We start from the raw sequence: 16,894 nt of genomic DNA, 5'->3' as shown, positions 1-16,894 counted from the left end.
CGCTCCCTGAGGTGCGAGGAGCGCTAGCGACGAGCCACGAAGGGCCGCAACTCACGCGCCCCACATCGAAAGAGACATCACCATGACCGAGAACCTCAGCGTCGAGCAGCGCGGACTCCGTGAATCCGCCACCTACGACCGCACCACCATCGCCGCCATCCAGCGGGCCGCCGAGACCGGCATCTACGACATCCGCGGTTGGGGCGCCAAACGCAAGCTCCCCCACTTCGACGACCTGCTCTTCCTCGGTGCCTCGATGTCGCGCTACCCGCTCGAGGGTTACCGCGAACGCTGCGACACCGACGTCGTCCTGGGTGGTCGCAACGCGAAGTACCCGCTGCACCTGTCGACCCCGGTCACGATCGCCGGGATGAGCTTCGGTGCGCTGTCGGCCGGTGCGAAGGAGGCCCTGGGCCGCGGGGCGTCGGAGGTCGGCACGTCGACCACCACCGGCGACGGCGGTATGACCCCCGAGGAACGCGGTCAGTCCAAGCACCTCGTCTACCAGTACCTGCCCTCGCGTTACGGCATGAACCCCGACGACCTGCGCAAGGCCGACGCGATCGAGGTCGTCCTCGGTCAGGGCGCCAAGCCGGGCGGTGGCGGAATGCTCCTGGGACAGAAGATCTCCGAGCGTGTCGCGGGCATGCGCACCCTCCCCCAGGGCATCGACCAGCGCAGCGCCTGCCGGCACCCGGACTGGACCGGTCCCGACGACCTCGCCATCAAGATCAACGAGCTGCGCGAGATCACCGACTGGGAGAAGCCGATCTACGTGAAGGTCGGTGCCAGCCGCACCTACTACGACGTGAAGCTGGCCGTTCATTCCGGCGCGGACGTGGTCGTGGTCGACGGCATGCAGGGCGGTACCGCCGCCACCCAGGAAGTGTTCATCGAGCACGTCGGCATTCCGACGCTGGCCGCCATCCCGCAGGCCGTGCAGGCGCTACAGGAACTCGGAGTTCACCGCCGGGCGGGAGTAGGGGCGGGCCGTGACGCAGTCCAGCTGATCGTCTCGGGCGGCATCCGCAACGGTGCCGATGTCGCCAAGGCCATGGCCCTCGGCGCCGACGCGGTGGCGATCGGGACCGCCGCTCTGATCGCGTTGGGCGACAACGATCCCCGTTACGCCGAGGAGTACGAGGCATTGGGTTCGGCGGCCGGCTACTACGACGACTTCCAGGACGGTCGTGACCCGGCCGGCATCAGCACGCAGGATCCGGAGCTGTCGGCGCGATTCGACCCGGTCCTCGGCGGCAAGCGTCTCGCCAACTTCCTGCGCGTCATGACGATGGAGGCCCAGACCATCGCCCGGGCCTGCGGCAAGGCGCACCTCCAGCATCTCGAGCCCGAGGACCTCGTCGCCATCACGATCGAGGCCGCGGCGATGGCACGGGTCCCGATGGCGGGGACCAACTGGATTCCGGGGAGTGGACTGTGACAGAGCAGAACTCGACGGCGTCGGTCGTCATCGTCGGCGGCGGCCTCGAAGGGGCCGCCACCGCCTGGGCACTCGGACAGCGCGGCATCACCGACGTGGTGGTGTGCGAACGCGACACCGTCGGCGGCGGGATGACCGGCAAGTCGTCGGGCATCGTCCGATGCCACTACGGCGTCAGTTCGCTCGCCGCGATGGCCGCCGTGGGCCTCGAGGTCTTCGAGAAGGCCGAGGAGATCTTCGGCACCGACATCGGTTTCCGACAGACCGGCTATGTCGTCGGCGTCGGCGAGGCGAACGCCGAGAGTCTGCGCAAAAGCCTTGCAGCACAGCGTGAGGTCGGCGTCCAGACCGAGGAGATCGACGTCGCCGAGGTCGCGAAGATGTGGCCGGCAGCCGATCTCGAGCCGTTCGCGGCCTTCGGCTGGGAGGAGCGCGGCGGTTACGGCGACGCCTACCAGACCGCTCAGGCCTTCGCCGCCGCCGCACGGGCCACCGGTATCAAGATCCGGCAGGGCACGACGGTCACCGAGCTGGTCGTGGACGGGGACCGGGTCACCGGCGTCCGCCTGACCGACGGCTCGACGATCTCCGCCGACACCGTCGTCGTGGCGACCGGGGTGTGGTCCAAGCCCTTCCTCGCGCCGCACGGCATCGACGTCCCGATCTCGGTGCATCGCGAGCAGATCGTGATGATCCATCCGGGTGAGGATCTCGGCGAGGTGCCGGTGTTCTCCGACCTCGTCTCCCTGCAGTACGTCCGGCCGGATGTCCGCGGCGAGATCCTCTTCGGCAACAGCGATCTCAAGGAGCTGCAGATCGCCGATCCGGACAATTACAGCAATCGGGTCGACAGCGATTTCGTCGACCTGACCGTCGACAAGGTGGGCACCCGCTTCCCCGGGTTCACCGAACCTGCGATCACCAGCAGCTACGCCGGGTGTTACGACGTGACGCCGGACTGGAACCCGATCATCTCGCGTGGGCCGCTCGACGGCCTGGTGCTCGCCGTCGGTTTCAGCGGTCACGGATTCAAGATCTCGCCGGCGGTGGGGCGGCTCGTCGCCGATCTCGTCGTCGACGGCCGCAGTTCGGATCCCCGGATCCCGGAGTCCGACTTCCGCTTCACCCGGTTCGCCGAAGGCGATCCGCTGACGACGAGGTTCCCCTACGTGGGAGCAGGGGAGATGCGCTGAGCGTTCCCGGGCGGTGTACGCGGGGGGTGAACCGACGAGAGGACGCGCGACATGTGTCAACTGACAGTGGACGACCTCGCTCACTATGCTGGCGAGGTGACCGACGACCCTTTGATCCGCAACCAATCTGGCATCGCACGGGAACGCCCCGTCGACCAGTCGGTCGAGGAACTCGAACTCGAGACCGCGATCGCGCACAACGTGCGCCGGTTGCGTCGTCAACAGGGACTGTCGGTGGGCGACATGGCGACCCGCGTCGGGATCTCCAAGGCGATGCTGTCGAAGATCGAGAACGCGCAGACCTCGTGCAGTCTCAGCACCCTCGCCCGACTGGCCAACGGCTTCGACGTCTCGGTCACGTCGTTGTTCCGCGGCGCGGAGATGGAGCGGTCGGCCGTCTTCGTGAAGGCGGGCGAGGGCAACGAGATCGTCCGTGAGGGCTCCCGGGAGGGACACGAGTACGAGTTGCTCGGGTCGCTGCGCGGGGAACACAAGCGCCTGGAATGTCTCCTCGTGACGCTGACCGAGAAATCGGTGACCCAGCCGCTGTTCCAGCACGCCGGTACCGAATTCCTGTACGTGCTCGAAGGCGTGATGGACTACGCGCACAGCCGCTCGGTGTACCGGATGCACCCCGGCGATGCGCTCCAGCTCGACGGCGAAGGAGCGCACGGGCCGGTCGAACTCGTCGAACTGCCCGTGCGCTTCCTGTCGGTCATCGCGTTCCCCGACTCCGCGGTCTGAGGTTCGTGCCTCAGAACTCCTCGGCGCCGATGAGGGCGGCGTCGGGAGCGACCTCGTGTCTGGTGGTCTTGACCAGCGCCACCGCGCCGAGTGCGACCACGCAGTAGCCGACGGCGAACCACCACGGGGCGACGTCGCCGAACCACTCGGCGAGGTAGGAGACGAGGACCGCGGCGACCGCCGCACCCCCCCAGCGCAGGAAGCTGAAGCCGGCGCTGGACACCGAGCGCGGGGTGTCGTCGCCGCCCGAGGCCATGGCGAGGTCGGTGAACAGGGTATTGAGGATGCCCGACGGCAGACCGGACAGGACGACCGCGAGACCGATGAGCCAGATCTGGTCGGAAAGCGTTCCGACGGCAGCGAGCGCCATGACGATGCCGTAACCGGTGATCGCGACGAGCACACCACCCTTCGCGCCGACGACGCGGGCGAGCGGCGTCGCGATGAACACGCCGGCGATGGCGGTCAGCAGACCCCAGCCGAAGAAGACCAGGCCGGCGTGAATGGGCCGGAGTCCCATGGCGATCGGAGCCCACGCGATGACGGTGAACAGTGCGCCGGTGTAGAAGGCCGAACCGATGCCGGCGATGGTGAGCGTGCGGTTGCGGAGGGCCTTGAGCGGGTCGGTGATGCTCACCCGGGCACGCGTCGACCTCGGGCCGTCGGCGGGCAGCATGATGGCGCACAGCACGGCACCGATGAGCATGAGCAGCGCGGTGCCGCCGAACGGGGCTCGCCAGGTCCATTCGCCGAGCGTCGCACCGAGCAGCGGACCGACGGCGAGGCCGATGCCCAGGGCCGCCTCGTACATCATGATCGCGCCCTGGCGGCTGCCCTTGGCCGAGGAGACGATGAAGGCGAGCGCGGTCGCCAAGAAGAAGGCGTTACCCAGGCCCCAGAGCACGCGGAAGGCGATCAGCTGGTCGATGTTGCTGGCGAACGCCGAGATCCCGGCGGCCACGACGATCATCACGAGGCCGACGGTGAGGGTCCGCTTGGGGCCGAAACGGTATGCGGCCCAACCGGTCAGGAGCATGGCCACACACTGCACACCGACGTACACACCGAACAGCAGGGTGAGCTTGTTCGCGGGAGCGTTGAGCGCCTGGGCGATGCTGTGGAGGATCGGGTCGACGAGACCGATGCCCATGAAGGCGATGGTGGCCGCGAACGCGGTGATCCACACGGCGCGGGGCTGCATGCGGAACATGGCGAGGAGTGAGTTGTTCTCCGCGTCGTCGGGGTGTGCCGGGGCCGACGAGTTTGTCGCGGCCTTGTCTTCGGTGACGGTCATGTGGGTCCTCTGAACGGGGCTGGTCGACGGAGTGGGGAGGTGGATCGGGCGGGAGGTCAGTTCCAGGCCGTGTTGGCATCCACCGCCGCGGAGGTCTGTGCGGGGTGATGGTCGAGTTCGTCGCGGAGCGCTTGTAGGGCCGGGGCGGCCGCGGCGAGTGCTTCAAGATGTTCGGGGCTCAGGTTGGCCAGGGCGTCGGTGAGCGCGACGTCGCGGCCGAGGCGGATCCGGTCGACCAGTTCGCGTCCATGGGCGGTGAGGTCGACGAGCACGGCACGACGATCGGCCGGGTCGGGCCGGCGTTCCACGAGTTCGTGTTTGGTCAGTCCGTCGATCACCGACGTCGCGGTGGGCATCCGGATCGATTCGCGTTCGGCGAGCTCACCCATGCGCATCCACCCGTGATCGGCGAGGACGTTCAGTGCCGAGGTCTGGGCGGCGGTCAGCTGGACCAGCGGCGCTCGGCGTCGAAGAGCCAGGTAGAGCCGCGTGATGGTCGGCCGGAGGGCCGTCGCGAGCTGAGCGGGTTCTGGTGTCGACACGTTTAGAAACCCTAATACTTAGAACTTCGAAGCAAAATCTCGGCAGGTGTGAGATCGACGACACACGGCTCCCCGACCTCACTCAGAATCGCCACTTCCCGACACGGGCGCTAGCGGTGACCAGGGCCTATGCCGGGAAGTGGCGACTCTGCAGGTGTCCTCAGACGCCGATCGGGGTCCCGCCGTCGCGCCAGACCGCGACCACCGCGGGCCGGGGCTGGGAGTTGCCGCCGTCGGGCCAGTGCGACGCCGGGTTGTCGGCCGAGTGGTCGTCGAGCTCACCGGGGTGTTGCACGGCGACGAGGATGCGGTCGCTGTCGATGACCGGCCCGCAGGTCTCGGCGCCGATCGGGACGGTGAGGAACTGTTTGGTCTCGCCACGGCGGTCGCCGTCGAGTGCGACGGCGAACAGTCCGTCGTTGGATCCGAGGGCATTGCCGTCGGTGGAGATCCACAGGTTGCCGTGCGGGTCGAAGGCCAGGTTGTCCGGGCAGGAGATGGGGCTGACCTTCGTCTTGTCGAAACCGCCGTAGTAGGTGTCGGCGGTGGTCGGGTCACCGCAGACCAGCAGCAACTCCCAGGTGAACTCGGTGCCGGCGTGATCGTCGGTGATCTCGAGGACCTGCCCGTTCTTGTTCTCGTTGCGCGGATTGGCCGCGTCGACGGGTGCCTTGCCGTCGGTGCCGCGGTCGCTGTTGTTGGTGAGAGCGCAGTACACCTTGCCGGTCGTGGGGCTCGGCTCGATGTCCTCGGGGCGGTCCATCTTGGTGGCGCCGACGGCGTCGGCCGCCTGGCGCGTGAACACCGCGACCTCTGCCGGCGACATCCCGGGCACATGCGAGCGCGCCGATCCGTCGGCGTTGCTGGTCAGCAGCGGCTTCCACGAGCCCTTTCCGGCGAACCGGCCCGATGCAGGCGGTTCACCGGAGCCGTCGGGGGTGTCCCCGGTGAAGGTCGCCACGTAGAGCGTGCCCTCGTCGAGGATGCGAATGTTGTGTTCGCGTGCGGTCTTCGAGAGTCCGCTCTTGATCTTGCGGGACGACACGAACTTGTAGATGTACTCGAACTTCTCGTCGTCGCCGCTGTAGGCGACGACGGTGCCCCGATCCGGACCGTTCTCCACGACGTGGATATTGGCCGACTCGTGCTTGCACCTCCCCAGCGAACTGTGTTTGACGGGAACGGCTTTCGGGTCGTGCGGATCGACCTCGACGACGTACCCGAATCGGTTGGCCTCGTTGGGTTCGACGGCAAGATCGAAACGCTTGTCGTACCGGCCCCACTGGTGCTCGTCGTCATCGTCGGCGAAGGAGTAGCGGTCGAGGCGTTCGGCCGCCCCGGGGTCGGTGACCTTGCTCGCGTTGGCGAAGTAGTTGTTGAAGTTCTCCTCTCCGGAGAGCATCGTGCCCCACGGCGTGAGACCGCCGGAGCAGTTGGCGAAGGTGCCCAGGATCGTGGTGCCGGCCGGATCCGCTGCGGTCCGGACGAACTCGCTGCCGGCGGCCGGGCCGGTCAGCCGGAACGGGCTCGACGCTGTGAGTCGTCGATTGCGCTCTCCGACCCTCGGTGTCAGTGCTCCGGTGCCCGGCCTTGCGACGACTTCGACGACGGCGATACCGACCGCGGCCATCGCGATCCGCGCCTGCTGCTCGGTCGGTGCGCCCTCCCGGTAACCGGTGAACATGAACGGCTCGGTTGGATACTCGAGGTTGGCGACGAGGTAGAAGTGCCCGGGGACGCCGTCCACGGGGATGAGTCCGGCGAAGTCGTTGTTGAAGCCGAACTGTTTGGCCTGCGCTTCGGGGGACTGGCCGGCGAAGTCGAAGTCCGGGGCGCCGGGCAGAACGGGGTCGCCCCAGCGGATCACGACCTCCTGCCGATAACCGTCGGGGATCACCACCGCGTCCTCGGTGTTCGCTGGGACGGCGGTGAATTTCATACCCGGCAAAGCATCTGTAGCTGCGGTGCCCGTCCGAGGCCCGGACCCGGAACCGCCGTCGCCGCAGGCCGCGAGCACGGATGCCGCACCGAACGCCACCGCTGTACCCGCGGAGGTCTTGAGGACGCTTCGGCGCGAGACCGCGGTACGCACGATGTCGCGGAAGTACGCGTTGTCGCTGGTGTTTCCGGGTTCGGATCGGCAGGCGTCACCGCATTTGTACCGGCAGGTGACGTGGGCACGGGACGACCGGCCGGCATCGCGGCCGTCGGAGGTGAACAGCGGCAACTGGATTCGCACCCGCAGGACGCTAGGAGAGCGAAGCAAACCGCCGGGTGCTCAGATGTGAACGGAAACCCAACGCCCGGTGGCCTTCGGGAGCAATGGATGTCTCGGCCGGCGGAACGGCTCAGAACCGTCCGCCGGTACCGATCCGCCCCGACGATCCGGAGCCGCCGAACGAGCCGGGACTGCGTCCGCCGCTGCTGAATCCGCCGCCGAAGCCCCCGGGATAACCGCCCCGGTATCCGCCTCCGCGGCCGCCGCTGACGGTGCCGCGCAGAAAGCTGTCGACCAGGATGCCGCCGAGAACCGCACCCGCGGTCGATGCTCCGCCCGAGCGCGGCCCCTGCGACTGCTGCCAGCTGACGACGTCGCCCTGGGCGGCCATCAGCGCCTGGTCGGCGAGGGCGCCGGACTGGCGTGCCGTGGAAGTCGCCGCTACCGGGTCTGTTCCGGCGGCGTCCTGAGCGGACCGAAGAAGTCGCTGGGCCTCGGCGAGACGGGTCCGGGCGGTGGACTGGACGGCGCCGCGTCGGGTGCCGATGAAGTCCGCCGCCGCGGTCACCTTCGCGGTCGCCGACTCGAGGGCCGCGGTCAACACCTGAGCGCGACGGGTGCGTTCGGCCGCGGAGTCCCGTGCGGCGTCGAGCGCGTCGTCGAGATCGGCATCCGCGTCGACCAGTGCGGTGAACGTGCCCAGGGGGTCGGCGTCGAAGCCGGTGCGGGCCGAGTCGAGAGCGGTTCGCGCGGCCGCCGCGGCAGTCGCCAGCGCGGATCCGCCGTCGGCGGTCAGCGAGGCGGCTTCGGCGAGCTCGCCCTCCACCTCCTCGATCAGCGCCGGCATCCGGGACTGCGCGGCCGCGATGTTCGCGTCGGCGTGATCGATGGCGTCGAGGAGCACGGTGGCCTGCTCGATGGACCCCTCGGCCGAGCGGATCGCCGCGACCGCGGGACCCTGCTGTCCGACCGGTGCCGCACTCGCCGCGCGACCTTGATCGGCCGTCGCCTCGGCGAAATCGATCTGCTGCCGGGCCAGTTCGACGTTCGACAGGATCGAGGCGAGCGTCTGCTCACCGTGCTTCTCGGTCAGCTCGGTGAGCTGCTGGGACGCCGGGTCGAGACGTGCGCGCAGGCCGATCAGCTGCTGGGTGATCGCGTCGAAGCGGGCGTCGGCGTTGATCAGCAGGTCGCGCATCGCGTCGAAAGCCTCGACCTGGTCGTCGAGCGCGGCGTCGGCCTCGGTGCAGGAGGTGATGATCTCGACGAGCATCCTGCGGCGTTGGTCGTCGGTCTCCGGGATGTTGTCGTCGAGTCGTTGTCGGGTGGTGAAGGACTGCGCGAGATCGCGTTTCGCCCGTTCGAGAGCCTTCGTGAACGGTGCGGTCTCGGCGGAACCGAACTCGCCCACGGCCAGCCGCAGTTCTTCTTCGCTGGTGCGGATGGCGTTGTCGAGATCGGTGAGGACTTCGCGCGACCACGGGTCCAGCACGTCGAGCGGCTGTTCTTCGAGCTGGTCGACGGTCAGTTCCTGTTCGCGGAGCGCTTCGACGCTGCTGTCGATCCGACGCTGCTTGCGGCGCCGCGAATACAGGTACGCACCGCCACCGCCGACCACGACCGCTCCGCCGACGACGCCGGCGGTGATGACCCCGGTGTAGCTGGGGTCGAGGGCATTCGAGAGCCCGTTGATCGCGCCCAGGCCGGCCTGTGCCCAGTTGCCCTCGCGGAGCTGCGGGACGACGTCGTTGGTGGCGACGTCATCGAGGGTGGCCTGATCGAGTCCGCCGATGCTGTCCGGGGCGAACATGCGGTAGGCCCGGTCGTCGGTCGCGACGGCCAGCAGGGCGTCGTGGTCGCCGAGTTCACTGGCGATGGCGGTCTGGTCGGCCCACTGCTCGCTGGTGAGGCCGTCGAAGCTGCGGACGTACACGATCCACATCTGGATGTCGTGCTCGTTGTAGAGATCGTCGACGGCGTTCTCGAGCTCGGTCCGCTGCTCCGGCGTGATCACCCCGGCCGAGTCGACGACGTAGGTGGGCAGGCGGGTGGGCGGTTCGGCGGCGGCCGGGCCCGCTCCGACACCCGCCAGCAGCAGGGTCATGCCGAGCGCAAGACCGACGGCGCCGAGGGCTGCCGAGATGCGACGTGTCACGGCGTGCCCCCACCCACCACGAATCGCAGGTTCCCGATGCATGATCACAAATCTAACCAGCCGCCGCATTCGGGTGAGTGTATGTCCGTCCTTGACCTCGATGGGTACCGGCACGTGCTCAGCGTCGAGCGTCGCGCCACCGGCACAGGGCCTCGACGGCGGTGAGGTCGTAGTCGGGGCCCGTCACGCCGACGGTGAGCAGACTGATGCCCTCGTCGGCCAATGCGTCGGCGCCGCGGAGCATCGTGTCGACGTCGCCGTCGAACTGCACCGCCGACGACCGTTCGATGGTCTCCGGGTCGCGTCCCACCGCAGCGCAGTGCTCGGCGAGCACCTTCGACTTGTGCCGGTACTGCTCGACGTCGTTGAAGCCGTGCCAGGCGTCGGCGTGCTCGGCGATGTAGCGCAGCGTCTTCTTCTCGCCGCTGCCGCCGACGAGGATCGGGATGTCGCGGGTGGGCGCCGGGTTCAGCTTGCCCAGACGCGACTTGATGCGCGGCAGTGCCGCCCCGAAGTCGTCGAGGCGCGAGCCGACGGTGCCGAATTCGTAGCCGTACTCGTCGTAGTCCTTCTGGAACCAGCCGGCGCCGACACCGAGGATGAGGCGTCCGCCGCTGATGTGGTCGACGGTGCGCGCCATGTCGGCCAGCAGCTCCGGATTGCGGTAGGAGTTGCAGGTCACCAGCGCGCCGATCTCCACCCGCGAGGTCTGTTCCGCCCACGCGCCGAGCATCGTCCAGCACTCGAAGTGCTCACCCTCCGGAGCGCCGTAGAGGGGATAGAAGTGATCCCAGTTGAAGGCGACGTCGACGCCCGCATCCTCGGCGCGGCGGACCGCGTCCCGGATCAGGCCGTACTCGGGAGCGTGCTGGGGCTGGATCTGGACACCGATACGAAGAGGGAAGGCCATGGCGACCAGTCTGCCCGCTCACGGCGTCGGCGTCGATGTCTCGGTGGTACCAATGACCCCGTGACACCCAGGCCCGCCGCACCGTCGCTCTCCGAACTCCGACGCCGCACCTCCTCGAAGTGGTCCACCCATCCCGACGATGTGTTGCCGCTGTTCATCGCGGAGATGGACTACCAGCTCGCACCGGTGGTCGCGGAGGCGATGATCGACCGCATCCGGGCATCCGATGTCGGTTATGCCGGCGACTCGGGCGGCGTGGGAACGGCTTTCGCGGGTTTCGCGCAGCGGCGGTGGAACTGGCAGCTGAGCGCCGACGACGTCACGCTGACCACCGATGTGAGTGTGGTGATCGTCGAGTCGTTGCGGTCGGCGATTCGTCCGGGCGACGGCGTCATCCTGATGCCGCCGGTGTATCCGCCGTTCTTCGAGCTCATCCCGGAGGCGGGCGGAACCGTCGTCGAGGTGCCGCTGCTCGACGATCCCGGGTGGCGGATGGATCTCGACGGCATCGACGCGGCGCTCGCGGCGGGTGCGCGGGCAGTTCTGTTGTGCCACCCGCACAATCCGGTGGGCCTGGTCCACGACGCATCCGACCTGGCGCGGCTGGCCGAGCTCGCGGCGTCGTATGGCGCGACGGTCGTCAGCGACGAGATTCACGCGCCACTGGTGCATCCTGGAGTCGGCTTTGTCCCGTTCCTCGCGGTGAGCGACATCGCGCGTGAGGTGGGCCTCGCTGCGCATTCGGCCAGCAAGGCGTTCAACCTCGCGGGGGCGAAGTGCGCGTTGACGGTGGCCACCTCGGACAGAGGCCGGGGGATCGTCGCACGTCAGCCCGACGAGGTGCAGTACCGGACGTCCATCCTCGGCCGTGCCGCGACGGAAGCCGCCTTCGATCGGGGCGACGACTGGCTCGACGCCACCCTGGACGTCATCGGGGAGAGTCTCGACCTGCTGGAACGGCTTCTGGCCGAACATCTGCCGGGCGTCGGTTATCGACGGCCTCGTGCGTCGTACCTGGCCTGGCTCGACTTCCGCGAGGCCGGACTCGGGGACAACCCGGGGCTGCCGATCCTCGAGCACGGCCGGGTCGCGTTGCATTACGGACCCGCTTTCGGCGCGCAGGGCGCGGGCTTCGCACGGCTGAATGTGGCGTGTTCGCCGGAGGTGCTGACCGAGGCGGTCGAACGGATCGCTCGCATCGTCACCGACCCGCCTGTTCCATAGCCCGAACCCGCGTCTGCCGCGGTGTGCTGATCCGGGTTCGACTGCTATGAATCGGGGATGGACAACGACCGGGCAGCCGAGTGGGACGAGCGATATGGCAATGCCGAGCGGCTGTGGACCGCAGACGTCAATCCCGCACTGATCACCGAGGCCGAAGGCCTGACGCCGACCACCGCGCTCGACGTCGGCTCGGGGGAGGGCGCCGACGCCCGCTGGCTGGCGAAACGCGGCTGGCAGGTGACCGCGGTCGACATCTCACAGGTGGCACTGGATCGGGCACGCGACATCAGCGGCGAACTGCCGATCACGTGGACGCGCGCCGACCTGGTCGTCGACCCGGTCCCCGGGGGCGATTTCGGTCTCGTTGTGTTGCACTACTTTCCGATCCCCGTCGAGGAGATCGACGTGGCGCGAAAGCTCGTCGACGCCGTCGGTCCGGGCGGTGCGCTGCTCGTCGTCGCCCATGCGCCGGAGGGCGTGCGAGCGCACGGGTTCGAGCCGGATGACTACGTCCAGCCGGGCGGTTTCGCCAAACTCCTCGGCGACGGTTGGGAGATCGTCACCGACGAGACGCGTGAGCGGGGAAAGGCCGCAGGCCGCGGTCACCACACTCACGACGTGGTGTTCCGGGCGCGGCGAGCCGGCCGGTAACAGCGCGCAGGTCAGTCGAGGGCGGCGCGTACCGCCTTCGCGGCCTGCTGATGCCCCTTGGCGTTCGGATGTAGCCGCAGCGCACCAACGGGATTCGTGTACGGTTCGACCCACCTCGTCGCCTGGGACTTGCACGAGTCGTGACCGACGCTGGGGCCGTACGTATCGACGAACGCGACGTCGGCCACCTGGGCCTGGGTCTTCAGCATGGTGTTCAGCTCGACCTCGAGACGGTCGAGAAAGGCGGTGTCCTCTGCCGAGAACGGGTTTCGTCCGGGGCAGTTGCCCTGTTGCGGGTAGACCGCGGGATAGCCGACGACGAGGATCTGCGCGGATGGGGCTCGGTCTTTGATCCCGGCGATGGCGGTGGCGATGTTGCCGGCCGTCAGTTGGATCTCGGCGGAGTACCGACCGAGGGTGCGGGTCTCGCAGGGCGCGAGTTGTGAGCTGCTGGAAGCAGTCTGCGAGCAGTCGGCGATGCTGCCCGAGTAGACGTTGCCGTCGTTGTATCCGATCTGCATGGTGACGACATCGGTCGTCGAGCTGAGGCCGTCGAACTGTGGGGGTTGGCCGGTGGTTTGGCTCGTCGTGAGGTGTCGGGTCTGGGCGCCACCGCAACTCATGTCCTTGAGTTGGTAGCCCTCCGCCTCGGCGACCAGACGCGGAAAGTTGTTCGTTGACCGTCCACACCCGCTCGGCGATCCCGGAACCGAAGAGGGAATCCCGACACCCGCCGAGAACGACGCGCCGAGCGCCACGTACTCGGTCGGATCGTCGGCGACCGCAACCGCAGTTGCTCCGGCCACCAGTCCGGCGACGGATGCCAGCGCGAGGACGAGTGTGGCAGATCGACGATGTAGACGCATGGGTCGAGAGTGACCGCCTGTGCACAGAAGTGAACTCAGAGTGACTGGTTCGTGAGGGAACCGAGATCTGCTCGATATCAACGAAATTCGGACATTCGTTGTGTATCAGACGTTGACGTGGTCGAGCGCCGCCCCTCCGCCCTCGACGGCGAGATGGGGGTTCGTGACATCGCTTGTTGTCATGAACGAAGTATGCACACTTCATCCATGTCCCGGCAGGGGCTTCGTCAAACCTGCGAGCGCGGAGTACGTCCACGCGTGTCAGCGGCAGACGGCACCCTGCGACGCGGACGTGACCAGCTTCGAGTACTTCGCCAGGACCCCGCGGGTGTACCGCGGCGGCAGGGGAGTGAAGTCCTTGGCGCGGGACTCGAGTTCGGCGTCGTCGACCAGTAGGTCCAGGAGACCGCGTCCGACGTCGAGCCGGATCCGGTCACCGTCGCGGACCAGGGCGATCGGCCCGCCGTCGACTGCCTCGGGCGCGATGTGGCCGACACACAGTCCGGTGGTGCCGCCGGAGAACCGGCCGTCGGTCATCAGCAGCACGTCCTTGCCCAGGCCCGCGCCCTTGATGGCACCGGTGATGGCCAGCATCTCGCGCATGCCCGGCCCGCCCTTGGGGCCCTCGTAGCGGATGACGACGACGTCGCCGGCGGTGATCGTGCCGTCCTCGAGTGCGTCCATTGCCGCCCGCTCCCGGTCGAAAACTCTTGCGGTGCCTTCGAACACGTCGGAGTCGAAGCCGGCTGACTTCACCACGGCACCTTCCGGGGCCAGCGACCCCTTCAGGATGGTGATGCCGCCCGTCGGATGGATGGGCGACTTGGTGGCCCGTAGGACCTGCCCGTCGGGATCCGGCGGCGCGATGTGCGCGAGGTTCTCCGCGACCGTCTTGCCGGTGACCGTCAGGCAGTCGCCGTGCAGCAGACCGGCGTCGAGCAGGGCCTTCATCACCACCGGTACCCCGCCGATGCGGTCCACGTCGGTCATCACGTGCCGTCCGAACGGTTTGACGTCGGCGAGGTGCGGGACGCGCGAGCCGACGCGGATGAAGTCGTCGAGCGACAGTTCGACCTCGGCTTCGTTGGCGATGGCGAGCAGGTGCAGGACCGCATTCGTGGACCCGCCGAACGCCATCACCACGGCGATCGCGTTCTCGAAGGCCTCACGCGTCATGATGTCGCGGGCGGTGATTCCGCGTCGGAGCATCTCGACGACGGCGACGCCGCTCTGCCGCGCGAACTGGTCGCGTCGCTTGTCGGGGGCGGGGGGAGCCGCGCTACCGGGCAGCGACATTCCGAGTGCCTCGGCAGCGCTGGCCATCGTGTTCGCCGTGTACATACCGCCGCAGGCACCCTCGCCGGGGCAGATGGCGCGTTCGATGGTGTCGACGTCCTCGCGGCTCATCAGCCCGCGGGAGCATGCACCCACCGCCTCGAAGGCGTCGATGATGGTGACCTGACGTTCCTTGCCGTCGGACAGCGTGGCGTATCCCGGCAGCGTCGACCCGGCGTAGAGGAACACCGACGCGAGATCGAGCCGGGCGGCGGCCATGAGCATGCCGGGCAGGGACTTGTCGCAGCCGGCGAGCAGGACCGAGCCGTCGAGCCGCTCCGCACTCATCACGGTTTCGACGCTGTCGGCGATCACCTCGCGGGAGACCAGCGAGAAGTGCATGCCCTCGTGGCCCATCGAGATGCCGTCGGACACCGAGATGGTGCCGAACTCGAGCGGGTATCCGCCTCCCTCGTGCACGCCGTCCTTGACGGCCTTGGCCAGACGGTCGAGGGAGAGGTTGCACGGGGTGATCTCGTTCCACGACGACCCGACACCGATCTGGGGCTTCGCCCAGTCGTCGTCGCCCATGCCCACCGCGCGGAGCATGCCGCGCGCGGCGGTCTTCTCGAGACCGTCCGTGACGTCGCGACTGCGAGGTTTGATGTCCACGTCGTTGCCTGTGCTCGTGCGCTCGGTCATGTGGTCCACGGTAGTGGTCGCCGGACGAGATCAGGTTGCGTTTGACCCCGGCGAGAGAGCCGAAACGCAACCTGATCTCGGTGAACAGCGGATGATTCTAGGCGCGCAATTCGCGCTTGAGCAGCTTCCCGCTCTGGTTGCGCGGCAGTTCCTCCACGAACTTCACCAACTTCGGGACCTTGAACGGCGCGAGCCGCTGCTTGACGTGGTCGATCAGCTCGGCGTCGGTGACGACGGCCTCGGCGCGCCGGACGACGACCGCGGTGATCGCCTCGATCCACTTGTCGTCCGGGGTGCCGATGACGGCGACCTCGGCCACCGCGTCGTGGGTGTAGATCGCATCCTCGACCTCACGCGAGGCGACGAGGATGCCGCCGGTGTTGATGACGTCCTTGATGCGGTCGACGACGGTGACGTAACCCTCCTCGTCGCGGGTGACCAGGTCGCCGGAGTGGAACCAACCGTCGCGGAAGGCCTCCTCGGTGGCGGTCGGGTTGTCCCAGTAGCCCTGGCACAGCTGCGGTGAGCGGTACAGGATCTCGCCGGGCTCGCCGACGGGGACGTCGTTGCCGTCGGCGTCGACGACGCGGGTTTCGACGAAGAAGACCGGACGGCCGCACGAGGCGGGGCGGGCGTTGTGCTCCTCGGGGCGGAGAACCGTTGCCAGCGGGCCGATCTCGGACTGACCGAAGCAGTTGTAGAAGCCGAGGTCAGGGTAGCGCTCGCGGAGGCGCTGCAGGACGGTGACCGGCATGATCGACGCGCCGTACTGCGCCTTGCGCAGCGACGACAGGTCGCGGGTCGCGAGGTCGGGGTGCGCGGCCAGCGGCACCCACACCGTCGGTGCCAGGAACAGCGAGCCGATCCGGTGTTCCTCGACGAGCCGCAGGATCTCGGGGATGTCGGGTGCCGGCATCAGCCGGATCGTGGCGCCGACCGCGAGGTACGGAAGCATGAACACATGCATGCCCGCCGAGTGGTAGAGCGGCATGCAGATGAGCGGGTTGTCGTCGGCGTCGAGGTCGAGCGCGATGATCGACGAGGTGTACTCGTGGATCAGCGCGCGGTGGGTCATCATGGCGCCCTTGGGCTTCGACGTCGTGCCCGACGTGTAGAGGAACTGCACCAGGTCGGTGTCCTCCACCGAGACGTCGAGTGGGGGAACCCCTCCCGCGGTCGCGATGGTGAACAGCGAGTCGTCGGCGTCGCGCAGGGGGAGCACGAACTCGGCCGGCACGACGTCGATGACGGCGTCGAGATTGTCGGTCAGAGCGGGGTCGACGAGCACGGCCCGGGCGCCGGACTGCTCGAGCAGGTAGCTCAGTTCGCCGGCGCGCAAGGCGTAGTTGATCGGCACGTGGACGAGCCCGGCACGCGCTGCGGCGAGGTAGCCGATCACGTAGGCGTGCGAGTTGGTGCCGTAACCGGCCACGCGATCGCCCTTGGCCAGACCGAGGGAGAGAAGGTGCGCGGCGGCGCGGGTCACGGCGTCGTCGAGCTCGCGGTAGGTGAGGGAGTCGTCGCCGAAATGCAGGGCGGCGCGGTCGGGGAATCTCGCGGCAGTGCGGCGCAGCACTCCGTCGACGGTGTTCGAAGTGGGGGTCATCACCACATCAGGATGACGGTCGAGGGGGGTTGTGATGCAAGCACCCCTGCCGCGTCCGGCACCTGCCCAGGGC

General features: G+C 68.2%; 13 protein-coding genes. 5 read left to right on the top strand and 8 right to left on the bottom strand.

What is annotated here, in order from left to right; genetic code table 11:
* Positions 1-82 precede the first annotated feature (82 nt).
* Genes PWF70_RS23235 through PWF70_RS23225 form a run of 3 tightly spaced genes read left to right on the top strand, consistent with a single transcriptional unit; the run spans position 83 to position 3,378 of the window.
* The gene (locus tag PWF70_RS23235; protein WP_005200589.1) at positions 83-1,441 is read left to right on the top strand and encodes an FMN-binding glutamate synthase family protein; all 1,359 of its coding nucleotides are present in this window, start codon (positions 83-85) and stop codon (positions 1,439-1,441) included.
* The gene (locus PWF70_RS23230; protein ID WP_286352785.1) at positions 1,438-2,634 is read left to right on the top strand and encodes an NAD(P)/FAD-dependent oxidoreductase; all 1,197 of its coding nucleotides are present in this window, start codon (positions 1,438-1,440) and stop codon (positions 2,632-2,634) included. The genes PWF70_RS23235 and PWF70_RS23230 overlap by 4 nt, the downstream gene beginning before the upstream one ends.
* A 51-nt stretch (positions 2,635-2,685) precedes the next feature.
* Positions 2,686-3,378 (top strand): helix-turn-helix domain-containing protein, encoded by a 693-nt coding sequence (locus tag PWF70_RS23225; RefSeq protein WP_005197668.1) that lies wholly within the window; start codon positions 2,686-2,688, stop codon positions 3,376-3,378.
* A 10-nt stretch (positions 3,379-3,388) separates the two neighbouring features.
* Here PWF70_RS23225 and PWF70_RS23220 read toward each other — a convergent pair whose 3' ends face one another.
* The 5 genes from PWF70_RS23220 to PWF70_RS23200 form a co-directional block, all read right to left on the bottom strand.
* Positions 3,389-4,672 carry an MFS transporter gene (locus PWF70_RS23220; RefSeq protein WP_005197669.1) on the bottom strand — a complete coding sequence of 428 codons (1,284 nt, stop codon included), beginning with the start codon at positions 4,670-4,672 and terminating at the stop codon, positions 3,389-3,391.
* A 56-nt stretch (positions 4,673-4,728) separates the two neighbouring features.
* Positions 4,729-5,214 carry a MarR family winged helix-turn-helix transcriptional regulator gene (locus tag PWF70_RS23215; RefSeq protein WP_042376062.1) on the bottom strand — a complete coding sequence of 162 codons (486 nt, stop codon included), beginning with the start codon at positions 5,212-5,214 and terminating at the stop codon, positions 4,729-4,731.
* Between the two features lie 160 nt (positions 5,215-5,374).
* Positions 5,375-7,453 (bottom strand): PhoX family protein, encoded by a 2,079-nt coding sequence (locus PWF70_RS23210; RefSeq protein ID WP_143934214.1) that lies wholly within the window; start codon positions 7,451-7,453, stop codon positions 5,375-5,377.
* 109 nt (positions 7,454-7,562) lie between these two features.
* On the bottom strand, positions 7,563-9,629 hold the full coding sequence (locus PWF70_RS23205; protein ID WP_143934215.1) for a TPM domain-containing protein: 2,067 nt from the start codon (positions 9,627-9,629) through the stop codon (positions 7,563-7,565).
* A 76-nt stretch (positions 9,630-9,705) separates the two neighbouring features.
* A complete protein-coding gene (locus PWF70_RS23200) occupies positions 9,706-10,497 on the bottom strand; it encodes an LLM class F420-dependent oxidoreductase (RefSeq protein ID WP_005197684.1) in 792 nt (263 codons plus the stop codon).
* Between the two features lie 60 nt (positions 10,498-10,557).
* Between PWF70_RS23200 and PWF70_RS23195 the strand changes: the two genes are divergently transcribed.
* Together PWF70_RS23195 and PWF70_RS23190 are read left to right on the top strand one after the other, a co-directional pair.
* Positions 10,558-11,721, top strand: coding sequence for a MalY/PatB family protein (locus PWF70_RS23195; protein ID WP_119033504.1), 1,164 nt, complete (start codon positions 10,558-10,560; stop codon positions 11,719-11,721).
* A gap of 57 nt (positions 11,722-11,778) precedes the next feature.
* Positions 11,779-12,372 carry a class I SAM-dependent methyltransferase gene (locus PWF70_RS23190; protein ID WP_005197687.1) on the top strand — a complete coding sequence of 198 codons (594 nt, stop codon included), beginning with the start codon at positions 11,779-11,781 and terminating at the stop codon, positions 12,370-12,372.
* An 11-nt stretch (positions 12,373-12,383) separates the two neighbouring features.
* Here the strand turns inward: PWF70_RS23190 and PWF70_RS23185 are convergent, their stop codons facing one another.
* From PWF70_RS23185 to PWF70_RS23175, 3 genes are all read right to left on the bottom strand, one after another.
* Complete coding sequence (locus PWF70_RS23185; protein ID WP_286352784.1) at positions 12,384-13,238, bottom strand: SGNH/GDSL hydrolase family protein; 855 nt, start codon at positions 13,236-13,238, stop codon at positions 12,384-12,386.
* Positions 13,239-13,499: 261 nt separating this feature from the next.
* On the bottom strand, positions 13,500-15,215 hold the full coding sequence (gene ilvD / locus PWF70_RS23180) for a dihydroxy-acid dehydratase (RefSeq protein ID WP_039880307.1): 1,716 nt from the start codon (positions 15,213-15,215) through the stop codon (positions 13,500-13,502).
* Between the two features lie 97 nt (positions 15,216-15,312).
* Positions 15,313-16,821 (bottom strand): acyl-CoA synthetase, encoded by a 1,509-nt coding sequence (locus PWF70_RS23175; RefSeq protein WP_286352783.1) that lies wholly within the window; start codon positions 16,819-16,821, stop codon positions 15,313-15,315.
* Positions 16,822-16,894 lie beyond the last annotated feature (73 nt).

This window comes from Gordonia sp. Swx-4 (assembly GCF_030316175.1).
GTDB lineage: Bacteria > Actinomycetota > Actinomycetes > Mycobacteriales > Mycobacteriaceae > Gordonia > Gordonia alkanivorans.
The sequence above is the reverse complement of the archived record's forward strand: the minus strand, read 5'-3'. Positions and strand labels throughout refer to the sequence as shown.